This is a genomic window from Actinomadura sp. HBU206391, from assembly GCF_014323665.1.
In the GTDB taxonomy this organism is placed as follows: domain Bacteria; phylum Actinomycetota; class Actinomycetes; order Streptosporangiales; family Streptosporangiaceae; genus Actinomadura_C.
In genome coordinates, this window is record NZ_JABVEB010000002.1 from 13071 (window position 1) to 28018 (window position 14948).

General features: G+C 71.8%; 13 protein-coding genes. 9 read left to right on the top strand and 4 right to left on the bottom strand.

Annotation, left to right across the window (positions count from 1 at the left end; genetic code table 11):
* Positions 1-41: 41 nt before the first annotated feature.
* The 4 genes from HKK72_RS02250 to HKK72_RS02265 are packed head-to-tail and all read left to right on the top strand — an operon-like array spanning position 42 to position 3843.
* Positions 42-938, top strand: coding sequence for a glycosyltransferase family 2 protein (locus tag HKK72_RS02250; protein ID WP_187232520.1), 897 nt, complete (start codon positions 42-44; stop codon positions 936-938).
* A gap of 1 nt (position 939) precedes the next feature.
* On the top strand, positions 940-2058 hold the full coding sequence (locus HKK72_RS02255; RefSeq protein ID WP_187232521.1) for a glycosyltransferase family 4 protein: 1119 nt from the start codon (positions 940-942) through the stop codon (positions 2056-2058).
* Positions 2051-2911, top strand: a complete 861-nt coding sequence (locus tag HKK72_RS02260; protein WP_315987025.1) for a class I SAM-dependent methyltransferase — start codon at positions 2051-2053, stop codon at positions 2909-2911. The genes HKK72_RS02255 and HKK72_RS02260 overlap by 8 nt, the downstream gene beginning before the upstream one ends.
* Positions 2908-3843 carry a lysylphosphatidylglycerol synthase transmembrane domain-containing protein gene (locus tag HKK72_RS02265; RefSeq protein ID WP_187232522.1) on the top strand — a complete coding sequence of 312 codons (936 nt, stop codon included), beginning with the start codon at positions 2908-2910 and terminating at the stop codon, positions 3841-3843. Before HKK72_RS02260 ends, HKK72_RS02265 begins: the two co-directional genes overlap by 4 nt.
* Positions 3844-3852: 9 nt before the next feature.
* Here the strand turns inward: HKK72_RS02265 and HKK72_RS02270 are convergent, their stop codons facing one another.
* A complete protein-coding gene (locus HKK72_RS02270) occupies positions 3853-4800 on the bottom strand; it encodes a lysylphosphatidylglycerol synthase domain-containing protein (RefSeq protein WP_187232523.1) in 948 nt (315 codons plus the stop codon).
* A 76-nt stretch (positions 4801-4876) separates the two neighbouring features.
* Between HKK72_RS02270 and HKK72_RS02275 the strand changes: the two genes are divergently transcribed.
* Together HKK72_RS02275 and HKK72_RS02280 are read left to right on the top strand one after the other, a co-directional pair.
* On the top strand, positions 4877-5584 hold the full coding sequence (locus tag HKK72_RS02275; protein ID WP_187232524.1) for a class I SAM-dependent methyltransferase: 708 nt from the start codon (positions 4877-4879) through the stop codon (positions 5582-5584).
* Positions 5585-5660: 76 nt separating this feature from the next.
* Positions 5661-6788, top strand: a complete 1128-nt coding sequence (locus HKK72_RS02280; RefSeq protein WP_187232525.1) for a glycosyltransferase family 4 protein — start codon at positions 5661-5663, stop codon at positions 6786-6788.
* 378 nt (positions 6789-7166) lie between these two features.
* On the opposite strand, the gene HKK72_RS02285 is transcribed toward HKK72_RS02280, so the two are convergent.
* Positions 7167-8060, bottom strand: a complete 894-nt coding sequence (locus HKK72_RS02285) for a DNA-3-methyladenine glycosylase family protein (protein WP_187232526.1) — start codon at positions 8058-8060, stop codon at positions 7167-7169.
* 222 nt (positions 8061-8282) lie between these two features.
* On the opposite strand from HKK72_RS02285, the gene HKK72_RS02290 reads away from it, so the two are divergent.
* Positions 8283-10856: a bifunctional FO biosynthesis protein CofGH gene (locus tag HKK72_RS02290; RefSeq protein ID WP_410050278.1), complete on the top strand. Its 2574-nt coding sequence runs from the start codon at positions 8283-8285 to the stop codon at positions 10854-10856.
* A gap of 9 nt (positions 10857-10865) precedes the next feature.
* On the opposite strand, the gene HKK72_RS02295 is transcribed toward HKK72_RS02290, so the two are convergent.
* Both HKK72_RS02295 and cofD read right to left on the bottom strand, forming a co-directional pair.
* Entirely contained in the window at positions 10866-12206 is a 1341-nt protein-coding gene (locus HKK72_RS02295; protein ID WP_187232528.1) for a coenzyme F420-0:L-glutamate ligase, read from the bottom strand.
* Between the two features lie 35 nt (positions 12207-12241).
* Positions 12242-13243 carry a 2-phospho-L-lactate transferase gene (gene cofD, locus HKK72_RS02300; RefSeq protein WP_187232529.1) on the bottom strand — a complete coding sequence of 334 codons (1002 nt, stop codon included), beginning with the start codon at positions 13241-13243 and terminating at the stop codon, positions 12242-12244.
* A gap of 139 nt (positions 13244-13382) precedes the next feature.
* Between cofD and HKK72_RS02305 the strand changes: the two genes are divergently transcribed.
* Together HKK72_RS02305 and HKK72_RS02310 are read left to right on the top strand one after the other, a co-directional pair.
* A complete protein-coding gene (locus HKK72_RS02305; RefSeq protein ID WP_187232530.1) occupies positions 13383-14351 on the top strand; it encodes a hypothetical protein in 969 nt (322 codons plus the stop codon).
* A gap of 186 nt (positions 14352-14537) precedes the next feature.
* Entirely contained in the window at positions 14538-14801 is a 264-nt protein-coding gene (locus tag HKK72_RS02310) for a WhiB family transcriptional regulator (protein ID WP_315987026.1), read from the top strand.
* Positions 14802-14948: the final 147 nt, after the last annotated feature.

Sequence of the window (14948 nt, forward strand, 5' to 3'; positions counted from 1 at the left end):
GTCACCCGGGCGCATGCTCATGGCGAGTATCCTGCCCCACCGTGAGTACCGACGCCGTGCACGTGACGATCATCCTGCCCTGTTACAACGAGCAAGATCATGTCATCGACGAGGTCGAGCGTATCTGCAAGGCCATGGACGCGAGCGACATGACCTATGAACTGCTCGCGGTCGACGACTGCTCGACCGACCAGACCCTGGCCAGACTGGAAGACGCGGCTCCCGGCTTCCCGAACATGCGTGTGATCCCGTTCCGGCACAACAGCGGGTCCGGCACAGTACGGCGTATCGGTTCCCAGCAGGCCCGCGGGGACATCGTCGTGTGGACGGACGCCGACATGTCCTACCCGAACGAGCGGATCCCCGAACTGGTCGGGATGCTGGACGACGACCCGACGGTCGACCAGGTGGTCGGGGCGCGGACCTCGGAGGAAGGGTCGCACAAGGCGTTGCGCGTGCCGGCCAAGTGGTTCATCCGAAAGGTCGCCGAGCGGCTGGCCGGTTCCGAGATCCCCGACCTCAACTCCGGCCTGCGGGCGTTCCGGCGTCCGGTCGCGGAGCCCTACCTCAAGCTGCTGCCGCCCGGATTCTCCTGCGTCACGACGATCACGCTGGCCTTCCTGTCCAACCAGCACACCGTGCGCTACGTGCCGATCGACTACTTCAAGCGGGCGGGCAAGTCCAAGTTCCACTTCACCAAGGACGCCTACCGCTACATCCTGCAGGTGCTGCGGATGGTCATGTACTTCAATCCGCTCAAGGTGCTCATGCCGCCGGCGATCTGGCTGATCGTGATCGGCACGGTGAAGGGCGTCGTGGACATGTTCCGGCACCCGTTCTACTTCCCGGCCAGCACGGTCATGGTCATTCTCTCCGGGTTGATCATCGGGTCGCTCGCGCTGCTGGCGGATCTGATCGTTCGCTCCCGAGGCGCGTGACGTGCGGATCGGGATCGTCGGCCCGACCCATCCGTACAAGGGCGGCGGGGCGCAGCACACCACGGAGCTGGCCCACAGGCTGACCGCCCTGGGCCATGACGTTGTGATCGAGTCGTGGCGCGCGCAGTATCCGTCCTTCCTCTATCCCGGCCGCCAGACGATCTCGGAGCCCGAGGGCGAGCCGTTCCCGAACGCGCGGCGCGACCTCGACTGGCGCCGCCCCGACGGCTGGGTGCGCTGCGGCCGGCGGCTGCGCGGCGCCGACCTCGTCGTGCTCGTGCTGCTCAGCCCGGTGCAGGTGCCCGCCTACCTCGGCATCCTGTACGGCCTGCGCCGGCGGACCAGAGTGGTCGCGCTCTGTCACAACGTCCTGCCGCACGAGCGCAAGCCGTACGACCGGCCGCTGGTGAAGGCCCTGCTCCGGCGGGTCGACCAGGTGCTGGCGCACTCACAGGAACAGGCCGAGGTCGCCCGAGGGCTCGCCGCCGCGCCGGTGAACGTCGCCGCCCTGCCCCCGCACCTGCCGGCCAGGGCCATGGTCAAGTCCGCCGGAGGGGTACGGAACCGGCTGCTGTTCTTCGGCATGGTCCGCCCGTACAAGGGCCTCGACCTGCTGCTGCGCGCGCTCGCCCGGGTGCCGGGCGTGTCGCTCACGGTGGCCGGGGAGTTCTGGGGCGGCCTGGACGAGACCCGCGCACTGATCGCGGAGCTGGATCTCGGCGAGCGGGTGGAGCTGCGGCCGGCGTACGTCGCCTCCGAGGACGTGCCGGGGCTGTTCGCCGAGGCGGACGCGCTCGTGCTGCCCTACCGCTCCGCCACGGCCAGTCAGAACGCCTGGCTCGGCCACGAGCACGGCCTTCCGGTCATCGCCACCCGGGTGGGGGCCCTGGCCGACCACGTCACCGACGGTGTGGACGGGCTGCTCGTCGAGCCGGGCTCGGTCGAGGCGCTCACCGAGGCGGTCGACCGGTTCTACGCGGAGGGCGAGCCGGAACGGCTGCGTCAGGGCGTGAAGGCCGTCGACCCCGACCCCTTCTGGGCGGCGTACGCCACCGCACTACTGTCCTCCGGCGAGCCTGGTGGGCCTCAGGGGCCCAGTAGTGTTAGGCGGCGTGGGTAAGGAACGCGCGGCGCAGCTCGAGTACTCCGAGTTCCAGGCCGCGATGCTCGACGAGGCCAAGCGCCGCCGCAAGGCCGCCAAGATCATCGCTGTGCTCGCGCACTTCCTGGGCCGCGACCCTGGCCCCGAGGGCGACGCGTCCTCGGTGCTGGACGGGCTGATCGTCGCCGACATCGGGTGCTCGGCCGGGTTCATCGCCGACGAGCTGGCCTCGGCGGGCGCCCGGCGGGCGCTCGGCGTGGACATCGACGTGCCCGGGCTGCGCAAGGCGGCCGAGCGGTTCGGCGAGCGGGTGGCCTTCGTCTGCGGCGACGGCACCGCGCTGCCCTTTCCCGACCGGTCGATGGACGTCCTGGTCTTCAACCACATCTACGAGCACGTGGTCGACCCGGATGCCGTCGTGCGGGAGATGCACCGGGTGCTCGCCGACGACGGCGTGCTGTACCTCGGCCTCGGCAACCGGCTGGGCGTGATGGAGCCGCACTACAAGTTGCCGTTCCTTTCGTACCTACCGCCCTCGCTCGCCGACCGGTACGTCAGCATGTCCGGCCGCGCCGACCAGTACTACGAGCGCTACCGGACCAGGCGCGGGCTGCGGCGGATGCTCGGCGACTTCCACATCTGGGACTACACCTTCCCCGTGCTGGCCTCGCCGGAGCGGTTCGCCGGTGGGGAGCTGTTCGCCGGCGCCGCCGGACGGGCGGCCCAGGGCGGCCTCGCGCGGACACCGCGCGCCGCGCTGCGGGCCGTCCTGCCGGTCGTGCCGACCTACCTGTGGATCGCCACCAAGTCGCCCCGGAGGCCTCTCGGGCCGGCGCTCCCGCAGCCCCCCGAGCCCGTACGCACCCCGTGAACGGCACGCGGAAGAGGCTGATCCGGCTCGGGTTCCTCGTCGTCGCCCTGGGATTCGGGGTCTGGGCGATCGCGGGCCGGTGGTCGGAGGTGGCCGACGGCTTCGCCAGGCTGTCCTGGCCGCTCCTGGCGGGCTCCCTCGTCGCCGTGCTGGCCTCGCTGACGGCGGGCATGCTGATGTGGCGGGCGCTGCTGGCCGATCTCGGCTCGTCGCTCCCGTTCGCCGACGCGGCCAAGGTGTTCTTCGTGGGGCAGCTCGGCAAGTACATCCCCGGCTCGCTCTGGCCCGTGCTCGCGCAGATGGAGATGGGTAAGGATCTCGGCGTCCCGCGCTCCCGCAGCGCCGCCGCGTTCTTCCTGACCTATCCGATCTATCTGGCCAGTGGTCTGTCGGTGGCCGTCGTCACCCTGCCCGCGTTCGCGGGTGACTCGGTGGCGCGCTACGCGTGGCTGCTCCTGCTGTTGCCGGTCCTGGTCGTGGGACTGCACCCCCGCGTCGTCAACGCCGTGCTCGGATTCGGGCTCAGGCTGCTCAAGCGGCCGCCCCTGGAGCGCCCGCTGACCCGGCGCGGCGTGCTGACCTCCGTGGGGTGGGCGTTCGCGGGCTGGGCCGCGTACGGCGTGCACCTGGCGCTGATCGTGGCCGGGCTGGGCGCGACCGGGGCCAAGGCCATGACCCTGTCGTTCGGGGCGTTCGCGCTCGCCTGGTGCCTGGGGTTCATCGTGGTCGTCGCCCCGGCGGGGGCCGGGGTGCGCGAGGTCGCCATGGTGGCGGCACTGGCGCCGGTTCTCGACGGAGGGACGGCGATCGCGGCGGCGCTGTGCTCGCGGATCGTCGTGTCGGTGGGAGATCTCGTCTGCGCCGGGCTCGCCGGCCTGGCCGCCCGCCATGCGAAGGTCGCTCCGGTGGAGACCGGCGGGGCGCGAAAGTGATCGGCCGGTTCAGCCGGCCGGGCCGGTCGGGGCCGCGCCGCCGGCCCGCACGGAGCCGGCTCGCGGTGCCGTACGCCTGAGAGCGACGGCCACCGCCGCCCAGAGAAGGTCGGCGACGGTCAGCACGACCCGCGAGGCCAGGGCCACCACGAGCGGACCCCCGCCCGGCAGACCGGGAGCGAGCGCGATCACGAGGGCGGCCTCGCGGGCGCCGAGCCCGCCGGGCGCGATGACGACGAGGAAGCCGGCCGTGAAGGCGAGCGCGTAGGCCCCGGTGGACAGGAAGAACCCGGCGTCGCCCAGCGAGCGGGTCAGCAGCCAGGCGTGCGCGCCGAACAGGCACCAGGCGAGCAGGCTCCAGCCGGCCGCCCGCGCCATCGCGCCGAGGGGGACGGCCCCGGTCACCGGCGGCCGCCGGGCGAAGGCCAGCGTGCGGTCGAGCAGGGCGACGATCACGCGCGGATGCAGGCACGCCGCCAGGGCCGGCGCGAGGAGCAGCAGCCACCAGTAGCGCCTCGTCGCCTCGGCCGAGGTCAGGGGCAGCGTCACGGCCGCCACGGCGCAGCCGGTCGCGATCGTGACGGCCATGGCCAGCAGCGTGGCGCCCGCCCCGTGGCGCCGGGGGACGTCGTGCTCGCGGGCCAGCTCGACCTGGCCGACCAGTGCCCACACCGAACCGGGGACGTACTTGCCGAGCTGGGCGAGGAACATCACCCGGATCGCGGCCGGCACGGGCAGCGGTGAGCCCAGGCCGGCCAGCAGCGCACGCCACGCCAGCATCGAGGCGCCCAGCCCGGCGAGACCGGCGCCCAGCGCGCCGGTGACCGTCCACGCCGACAGCCGGGCCAGCGCGTGGCCGATCTCGGCCCACCGGGAGACCAGCCCGTACGCGCATAACGCCAGCGCGACGAGGACGAACGCCGCGCGCGCCAGGCGGCTCGATGACCAGGAAATCATCAACTCAGAGTAGGGGCTCGGGCACAGCCGCGCGGCGAGCGCGCGCTCGGGCCGCCGGAGCCGCCAGATCTGGAGCGTGAAGCTGAGCGATGCCAAGGCGTTTCTGGGACATCAGGTGCACGTATGCCGCTACCGAGAGGCGGGCACCCTGCTCCGCTGGATGGGCGAGGACCTGCGCGGCAAGCGGGTCCTCGACGTGGCCGGCGGCGACGGTTACTGGGCGGGACGGGCCGCCAAGCGCGGTGCCGAGGCGGTCTCGATCGACCTCGCCCGACGCAAGATGTTGTACGGCCGGACGCTGACCCACGCGCCGCCGCTCATCGAGTCCGACGCGCTGACGCTGCCCTTCGCCGACGCCGCCTTCGACGCGGTCCTGTCGGTCTGCGCGATCGAGCACTTCGACGACGGCGGCCGGTCGCTGGACGAGATGGGCAGGGTGCTCAAGCCGGGCGGCGAGATCCTCATGTCCGCCGACGTGCTGAGCCGAGCCGACGAGTGGCCGAAGCTGCGCGACGCGCACCGGTCCAAGTACTCCGTGAAGCACACCTACACGCACGAGAGCCTCGGCGAACTGCTCGGCGACCGTGGTCTCGACCTGGTCGACCACTCCTACCAGTTCCGCGGCAGGGCGGCCGAGCGGCTCTACCTCTCGCTGTCCGCCTACGGCGGCAGGATCGGGTTCAACGCGGCCGCGCCGCTCACTCCGCTGGTCGCGCTGGCCGACCGGCGGGCGCCCAACGAGCGGGGCAGCATTGTCTTGATCCGCGCGCGGAGGCGTTTCTGACCCCACAAAACTGGCGACCGGCGTAGGCTGCCGGATTGGGGAGTGATCCCCCACCGACCGAGCCTTGGGGAGGATCGTGGCGCTTGGGGTTCTCGTGGACGCCACTGTCGTGCACGCCGATCGTGGGGCGCTCGGCCGTTACGTCGACGGTCTGGTCGTCGCCCTCTGCGCCGCCGGTGCCGATCTCACCGTCGCCTGCCAGCGGTCCGACGAGGAGCGGTACGGGCGGCTCGTACCCCCGGCCCGGGTGGTCGCGGGCCCGCCCGCGATAGTGCATCGGGCGACGCGGCTGGCCTGGGAGCAGACCGGCCTGCCCCGCATCGCCGCGCAGGTGGGCGCCGACGTGATCCACCTGCCCTACTACTCGATGCCGATCCAGGCGGGCCGGCCCACGGTCGTCACCATCCACGACGCCGCGTTCTTCACCGAGCCCGAGGCGCACAACCCGGTGCAGTCCACCTACATCAAGTCGGCCACCCGTACGGCGTGCCGCCGCGCCACCCGGCTGATCGTGCCGTCCAAGGCGACACGAGACGATCTCGTACGGCTGCTCGGCGCCGACCCGACCCGGATGGACGTGGCCTATCACGGCGTCGACCATGACGCCTTCCACCGGCCGAGCGAGGACGAACGGCGGCGGCTGTCCGACCGGCTCGGCTTGCGCGGCCGCCCGTACATCGCCTTCCTCGGAGCCCTCGAACCCCGCAAGAACGTGCCGAACCTCATCCGCGGCTGGGTCCAGGCGGTGACGCGGCAGCCCGACCCGCCCGTGCTGGTCCTCGCCGGCAGCGGCGGCTGGGACGACGAGGTCGACAGCGCGATGGCGACGGTGCCACTGGAACTACAGGTGATCCGGCCCGGTTATCTGCGGTCGTCGTCACTGCCCGGGTTCTTCGGCGGCGCCCTCGTGGTGGCGCTGCCGAGCCGCGGCGAGGGGTTCGGGCTGCCGGTCCTCGAGGCCATGGCATGCGGCGCGCCGGTGCTGACCACGCGGCGCGCCTCGCTCCCCGAGGTCGGCGGCGACGCGGTCGCCTACACCGAGCCCGACGCCGCCGGCATCGGCACGGCGCTGCGGGAGCTGATCGACGACGGGGCGCAGCGCAAGACCCTGGCCGACGCCGCCTACGCGCGCTCTCAGGAGTTCACGTGGGCGACCTCGGCGGAGGCCCATCTGGCCGCCTACCAGCGGGCCGTCGAACAGTAGCTTCGAGCAGGACCTCGGGCGGCGCCCGAGACGCGCAACCGTTCAGCGCTGCTTATCAATTCGGTCCACAACTTCTCGCTGGACCTGAACGGTCGGAAGGCGCACACTGAATATGCGAGCGAGGAAAGGGCCCGATCGGGCCACCTGACCTCGGTGTCGCCCCGCGGGAACGTCCCGGGCCGTGGCCACGGCCCACGGCCTAGACCGTCACTTCGACCGGCAAGGACCCTCCCATGTCATTCATGCTCGCTCTCTTCGTCGTGCTCGCCGCACTGGCCCCGATCTTCGGCGCCGACAGCCGAGACGGCCTCGACTGGACCTCCGGCAACTTCTGGCTCCGCCGCCGTTCGGGCCGCCGATCCTCGGGCGCATCCGCCGTCAGAACGAGCGGTAGTCACGAATCGACATCCGCGGACCCCGCCTCGGCGGCCGCGTGCCGTACAGCTCCAGTAGCCGGGTGACCCGGTAACGGTGCCCCGCATACGGTTCCAGCAGCTCCAGCATCCCGGCGTCGTCCACCTTGCGGCCGGCCAGCGACCAGCCCACCAGCGCGGGCAGGTTGTAGTCGCCGACCGAGACGGCGTCGGGATCGCCGACCGCCCGCTGCCGGATCTCGGCAGCGGTCCACACCCCGATGCCCGGCAGCGAGCGCAGGCGCCCCTCGCCCGCGTCCTCCTCGAGGCGTGACGCCACCCGGGCCGCGTTCATGATGGTGCGAGCCCGTACGGCCTCGGCGCCCGACCGGTGCCACTCCCACGAAGGGATGCGGGCCCACACGGCGGGCGGCGGTGGCACCCTCATGCCGGGTGCGCTCGGCGGGCCCGGTGCGGGATCGCCGAAGCGCCACAGCAGATGGCGCCATGCCCGCCATGCCTCGGCCCCCACCACCTTCTGTTCGAGTACCGCCGGCACGAGGGCCTCGAAGACCCGCCGGGTGCGGCCGATCCGCAGGCCGGTCCGCCCGTCCGTCGCGTCCCGTAGGGCCGGATGGGCGGGTGCGAAGGAGCCCGGGTCGTCCTCGGCGCCGAGCAGCTCCGGCACTCCGTCGAGCAGCCATTCCGCTCCCTGGCCCCAGGCGGCCGCCTCGATCACCCCGAGGTCCGGGCGCGCGCTGAGCCGCAGCGTGCCCGGGCCGTCGGGGCTCATGACGGCCCGCCAGACCGCACCGTCCGGCGTGATGCGGAACGCGGGGTCGCCCGAGCCGCGCCGGTGCGGTGACAGCGTCAGCCGGATGTCGACCGGCCACGGCGGCCGCCATTCCCTCGAGAGCATGCGTTCAGTGTGCCGCCGGCGGGCCGATGCCGTGGACAGGTGCCGTGGACAGGTGCCGTGGACAGGCGGCATGGCCATGGCGGCATGGTCAAGGCGGCGTGGTCGGGTGCCCTGCCGGGAATAGATCCACTACCTGCGGCGTATGGTTCCGACATGAGCGATCTCGCCGAGAACTCCCGGTCGAATCCCACGTCGGCGACCGCACTTCCGTCGGCGAACGCCCTGCGGCGGGCGCTCGCCCGGGCCCGGGACGGAAAGACCCTGGACCTCTCCGAGGCCACGACGTTGCTGCACGCCCGCGGTGAGCAGCTCGACACGCTGCTGGAACACGCCTCCCGCACCCGGGACGCCGGACTGGAGGCGGCCGGGCGGCCGGGTGTCATCACCTACAGCCGCAAGGTCTTCATCCCGTTGACGCGGCTGTGCCGGGACCGCTGTGGCTACTGCACCTTCGCCACGGTGCCGCACCGCGTCGAGGCCCCTTATCTCAGCCCCGACGAGGTGCTCGAGATCGCGCGCCAGGGCGCCGCCATGGGCTGCAAGGAGGCGCTGTTCACCCTCGGCGACCGGCCCGAGGACCGCTGGAGCGCGGCCCGCGAGTGGCTGGACGCGGGCGGCTACGACGACACGCTGTCCTACGTGCGGGCCATGGCCATCCGGGTGCTGGAGGAGACCGGCCTGCTGCCGCACCTCAACCCCGGCGTGCTGAGCTGGCGCGACTTCCAGCGGCTCAAGCCGGTGGCCCCCTCGATGGGGATGATGCTGGAGACCACCGCGACGCGGCTGTTCACCGAGAAGGGCGGCCCGCACTTCGGCTCGCCGGACAAGGACCCGGCCGTACGGCTGCGGGTGCTCGAGGACGCGGGCCGCTGCAACGTGCCGTTCACCACCGGCATCCTCATCGGCATCGGCGAGACGGTCGAGGAGCGTGCCGACGCCCTGTTCGCGATCCGCCGCACCATGCGGGAGTACGGCGCGATCCAGGAGGTCATCGTCCAGAACTTCCGCGCCAAGCCCGACACGAAGATGCGCGACACCCCGGACGCCGAGCTCGAGGAGCTCGCCGCGACCATCGCCGTCGCCAGGCTGGTGCTCGGCCCCAAGGCACGGATCCAGGCGCCGCCGAACCTGGTCGACTCACAGTACGAACTGATGCTGCGGGCCGGGATCGACGACTGGGGCGGGGTCTCCCCGCTCACCCCCGACCACGTGAACCCCGAGCGACCCTGGCCGCAGATCGACGATCTGGCCGGCCGCACCGCGGCCGCGGGGTTCACGCTGCGCGAGCGCCTGACCATCTATCCCGAGTACGTCCGGCGCGGCGAGCCCTGGCTCGACCCCCGGCTGTCGGCTCATGTCGCCGCGCTCGCCGACGAGCGAGGGCTGGCGCGCGAGGAGGCACGACCCGAAGGGCTGCCCTGGCAGGAGCCGGACGGAGGCTTTCTGGAGTCCAGCGGCCGCACGGATCTGCACGTCGAGATCGACACCACCGGCCGCACCGGCGACCGGCGCGACGACTTCGACGAGGTCTACGGAGACTGGGAGGCCCTCCGCGCCCGGCTCCCCGGCGCCTCGGAGCCGGCCCCCCACGACGGTCGTGATCTCGCGGCTGCCCGCGGGGGAGCGGTACGCCGCTTCGACGGCGACGTGCGAGCGGCGCTGGCGAGCGCCGAGCGCGACCCCGGGGCGATCTCCGACGACGAGGCCCTGGCCCTGCTGCACGCGGAGGGACCGGAGCTCGACGCGGTCGCGCGGCTCGCCGACGACCTGCGCAGGGACGCGGTCGGCGACGAGGTGACCTACGTCGTCACCCGCAACATCAACTTCACCAACGTCTGTTACACCGGCTGCCGGTTCTGCGCCTTCGCGCAGCGCCGCACCGATGCGGACGCGTACACGCTGTCCATGCGGCAGGTCGGAGACCGGGCCGAGGAGGCATGGGCGGCGGGCGCCACCGAGATCTGCATGCAGGGCGGCATCCACCCGGATCTTCCTGGTACGGCGTACTTCGATCTCGCGCGTGAGGTCAAGCGCCGCGCGCCTGAGATCCACCTGCACTCCTACAGCCCGATGGAGGTCGTCAACGGCGCCAGCCGCAGCGACCTGTCCATCGGGGAGTGGCTGACGGCGGCGAAGGAGGCGGGCGTGGACTCACTGCCGGGCACCGCCGCGGAGATCCTCGACGACGACGTGCGATGGGTGCTCACCAAGGGCAAGCTGCCCACCGAGCAGTGGGTCGAGGTCGTCACCACCGCGCACGGGCTCGGCATCCCGACGACGTCGACGATGATGTACGGCCACGTCGACACCCCGGCGCACTGGGTCGGGCATCTCAGGCTGCTACGCGGCATCCAGGAGCGCACCGGGGGATTCACCGAGTTCGTGCTGCTGCCGTTCGTCCACCACAACTCGCCGATCTATCTGGCCGGGCTGGCCCGCCCAGGCCCGACGGCGCGGGAGAACCGGGCCGTGCACGCGCTCGCGCGCATCCTGCTGCACGGTGCCATCGACAACATTCAGTGCTCATGGGTGAAGCTCGCCGACGAACTCTGCGCCCAGGTGCTCCAGGGCGGCGTCAACGACCTCGGGGGCACGCTGATGGAAGAGACGATCAGCCGGATGGCGGGCTCGGAGAACGGTTCGTTCAAGACGATGAGCTCGCTGGAGGAGCTCGCCGCGCGGGCCGGCCGGCCGGCCCGGCAGCGCACCACCACGTACGGCGAGGTGCCGCAGGAGCGGATCGAAGCGGCACGGCGCACCGACGGCGTCGGCCACTTCCTCCCGCTCGTCACCTGACCCCGCTCGTCACCTGACCTCGATGAAGGCGTCGGGTTCGCGCGGTGGGCGCTCGCGGGGCGGGGCGGCCGCGTGGCCGACGCCGACCGCGCCCATCGGGTCCCACGCCTCCGGCAGGTCGAGGGCCTCCCGTACGACGTCGGCGCAGAACATCGTGCTCGACACCCAGCAGGAGCCCAGCCCTTCGACAGCGAGCGCGACGAGCAGGTTCTGCACCCCGGCGCCCATGGACACGAGGAACATCTCCCGCTCGGCGCGCGCCCGTCGCGCGTCCGGGTAGGCGTGCGAGCCCTCGGTCACCAGACATGGGACGACCAGATACGGCGCTCGCCGCAGTACCTCGCCGCGCTTCACCCGCCGTGCGATCGATTCCTCGGAGAACCCGTCCCGGCGCAGGTCGGCGATCCAGGCATCGCGCATCGCATCGAGCAGGTCGTTCCTCGCCGAGGCCGACTCCAGCAGGACGAACCGCCATGGCGTGGTGTGGTGCGGCGCGGGTGCCGTGATGGCCGCCGCCACCGCCCGCCGTACGGCGCCCGGGTCGACCGGGTCGGCGGTGAACTCCCGCACCGTCCGCCGAGCGTGAATCACTTCGGCCGAGCCGTACCGGAACATGTCGTCGGCAGCGGGCCGGACGAGCGCGCGGGCACCCGGCCCGGGCTCCTCTGTCACGAGGTGGCCCAGGCCGCGCACGACGCCGACCGGTACGTCGGACAGCTTGCCCTTGACCAGTTCGGCCGCGGCGGCGATCTCGTCGGCGGTCGCGGTGATCGTGGCGTCGAGGCGATTGCCGAAGGAGTCGGTGCGACCGCGCAGGTCGTCGAGCGGCCGTACCCCGGCGATGCCGATGGCGGCGTCGACGAGGCCCATCCGCCAGGGTCGGCCGAGCGTGTCGGAGACGATGACGCCGACGTTCACGCCGAGCCGGTCGCTCAGCCCCGCGCGCAGTCGCCGTGCGGAGGCGTCGGAGTCCTCGGGCAGCAGCAGCACGGTGCCGGGCACGGTGTTGGACGCGTCGACGCCGGCGGCGGCGAGGACCAGCCCATGCCGGGTCTCGACGATCCGGGTCTCGCCGCCCGGGTGGGTGCGACGCGCGACGACTCGCACCGTCTCGGCGTCGATGGCCTTCTCGCGGTCGTCGGCCTGGAGGAGGCGCCCCTCGGCCTTACTGACGATTTTCGAGGTCACCACGACGACGTCGCCGTCGCGCAGCGCTCCGCCGGCGGCCACGGGCTCACCGGGCGCCGGCGGCGAGGACGGCAGGGCGGCGGCGATGAGCGCGGCGAGATCGTCGCCCGCGCCGACCTCCGGAAGGCCGGGCACTCCGAAGATTTCCAAATGTCTGGTCAACGGCCGTGTCTCCTCGAATGAGAAACGCACCGGGGTCACCGCAGGTCGGCGGCGAGGTCCAGGGCGGCTTGGGCGATGTCGGTGGTGGCGGCGAGATCGGTCATCAGCAGCGGGCGGGCTCGCACGGTGGTGCCCAGAATCTTGGTGCCCGGCACGGGGGTGTCCGCCGCGTCGGCCGCGTCCGCCGTGTCGACCAGCCAGCCGTCGAGCAGTTCGGGACCGTAGTGGGCGGCGACCGCCCGGGCCGACGTCTCCACCCCGATGGCGGTCAGGCAGGCATCGGCCATGCCCCGTACCGGTGCGCCGCCGATGATCGGTGAGATCCCGACGACCGTCTTCTCGGCCAACGCGGACCGGACGCCCGGCACGGACAGGATCGTGCCGACGCTCACCACCGGGTTGGACGGCGGCAGGATCACCGCGTCGGCTTCGGCGATCGCGTCGAGCACGCCCGGCGCGGGCTTGGCCTCCTCGGCGCCCACCGCGACGATCGACTCGGCCGGCACCGACGCCCGCAGCCGCACCCACCATTCCTGGAAGTGCACGGCCCGCCGGCCCTCGGAGTCGGTGATGACGACGTGCGTCTCGACCCGGTCGTCGGTCATCGGGACGAGGCGCAGGCGCCGGTCGCCCGCCGGCCCGAGCCAGCGCTCGCACAGCGCCTCGGTCACCGCCGACAGGGGATAACCGGCATCGAGCATCTGGGTCCGCACGATGTGGGTGGCGAAGTCGCGGTCGCCGAGACCGAACCAGTCCGGTCCGACGCCGTAGCCCGCGAGCTCCTCCTTCACCGAGAAGGTCTCGTCCGCCCGTCCCCAGCCCTGCTCCTCGTTGATCCCGCCGCCGAGCGTGTACATCACCGTGTCGAGATCCGGGCAGACACGAAGACCGAAAAGGCTGATGTCGTCGCCGGTGTTGCCGATGACCGTGATGTCCGCTTCCGGGGCGGCCCGCAGCAGTCCGCGCAGAAAGCGCGCCCCACCGATGCCCCCGGCCGGCACCACGATTTTCGTGATGGGGCTCGTGTCCTTGCGCATGCGTGTCAGTCTGGCATCTCGTCCTGACGTGGCCGGACGCCGGTGCCCGGTTCGATCGGCGCGTCGGTCGGGCCACGGGTGCGGATGCGATATGCAAAGCTTGGGGCCGAAATCTGCTTATCTCTCTCTGGAGTCTCTCGTGAACAAGGAAGCCGTCCAGCGCCTGCGCGAACCGGCCGCCTGGGCTCTCCTGGCGTCAGCCGGCCTGCAGCTCCTCGCCGGGATAGTGGCGTTGCTCTTCGGGGGTGGAAAGAAGGTCACCCTGCCAGGAGGGGATGAGGTGTCGACGGGCGCCCCGTACGGCGTGCGCGTGATCACCGAACTGACCGGCGGGCAGCTGTTCACGAGCGTGACCGTCGTCGGGCTGCTGGTCATCGCGGTCCTGCTGGTCACGCACGGCGAGGCGCCCTCCCCGCACGCCCGCACCATCGTGATGGGCGCACTCGGGGTCATCGGGGGCATCGCGCTGTTCGGCGTGATCGTCTGGCTGTCCGCCGTCTTCGCCGACGTCGCCGCAATGGTGAAGTTCTCGGCGTTCCTGTACGGCGCGGCCAAGCTCGCCGTGGTGGGCATCGGCGGATGGCTGATCCTGACCGTGTTCAAGGCGCTGCAGCCGCCCCGCCCCGCGCAGCCTCAGGGAGCGGTGCCGCCGGGTTACGGCGAGTACGGGTACCAGCAGGGCCAGCAGGGCCAGGCACAGCAGGGCCAGCAGCAGTACCCCCAGGGCTATGAGCAGCAGCAGCAGGGCTACTACCAGCAGCAGTACCCGCAAGGTTACGAGCAGCAGCAGGGCGCGCAGGCACCGCAGGGCTACGAGCAGCAGCCGGGTTACGACCAGCAGCAGTACCCGCAGCAGGGCGCACAGGCGCAGCAGGGCTACGACCAGCAGTACCCCTCGCAGCAGGGGTACGGCCAACAGGGCTTCGCGCCGCAAGGCCGCGCAGAGGGCGAGAATGACCCCGGTCAGTGGACCCAGGCGTACGGCGCCGGCGACGACCCGCAGCACGGCGCGCAGCCGGGTCAGGATTACGGCCAGCGGTATTCTCAGCCGGAGCAGCGCGAGGCCGATGAGGGCACCTGGTACCGCGATGACCGTGGTCGTCAGTAATCTCAGCTCAGTGCACGGTCAATATCACGGCTAGACACCCCTTTCGTACCCCCCGAAATTCTTTCCGGCTTGACGGCTGGTGCACCACACGCGTGTAATTTCAGTGGTGTAGTTCTACGCCTTCCCAGGGGGACGGAGCTCGGGGGAAGGCTGACCATGGGGCTCCAGGGGGCTAGGAGGTGCGCTGTGAGCGAGGTGCTCATCCCGCTGGCGCACGGCACAGATGGCGAAGAGTTGGGCTGGCAGGAGCGCGCACTGTGCGCGCAGACCGATCCGGAGGCTTTCTTTCCGGAGAAGGGCGGCTCGACCCGCGAGGCCAAGAAAGTGTGCCGGGCTTGCGAGGTTCGTGCGGAGTGCTTGGAATATGCGCTCCAGCACGACGAGCGTTTCGGCATTTGGGGGGGGATGTCGGAACGGGAGCGCCGCAAGCTCAAACGGCAGGTCGGCTGACCGGAGTCGGTCGGCCGGGTGACACAGGGGTTGGCGGGGGCGCCACCCCCGCCAGGGTGCTTGGCGTACAGTGGTCAGCCGTGCCGACCGGTTCGGTCGGCACGGCCGACCACTGACGCGCCTCGCACAGGCTGACGCTCAGCCTGA

Bases quoted from the DNA above. Each gene is read 5' to 3' on its own strand.
- HKK72_RS02270 (WP_187232523.1), bottom strand. From the start codon at position 4,800: ATGATTTCCTGGTCATCGAGCCGCCTGGCGCGCGCGGCGTTCGTCCTC.
- cofD (WP_187232529.1), bottom strand. From the start codon at position 13,243: ATGCGCAAGGACACGAGCCCCATCACGAAAATCGTGGTGCCGGCCGGG.
- HKK72_RS02285 (WP_187232526.1), bottom strand. From the start codon at position 8,060: ATGCTCTCGAGGGAATGGCGGCCGCCGTGGCCGGTCGACATCCGGCTG.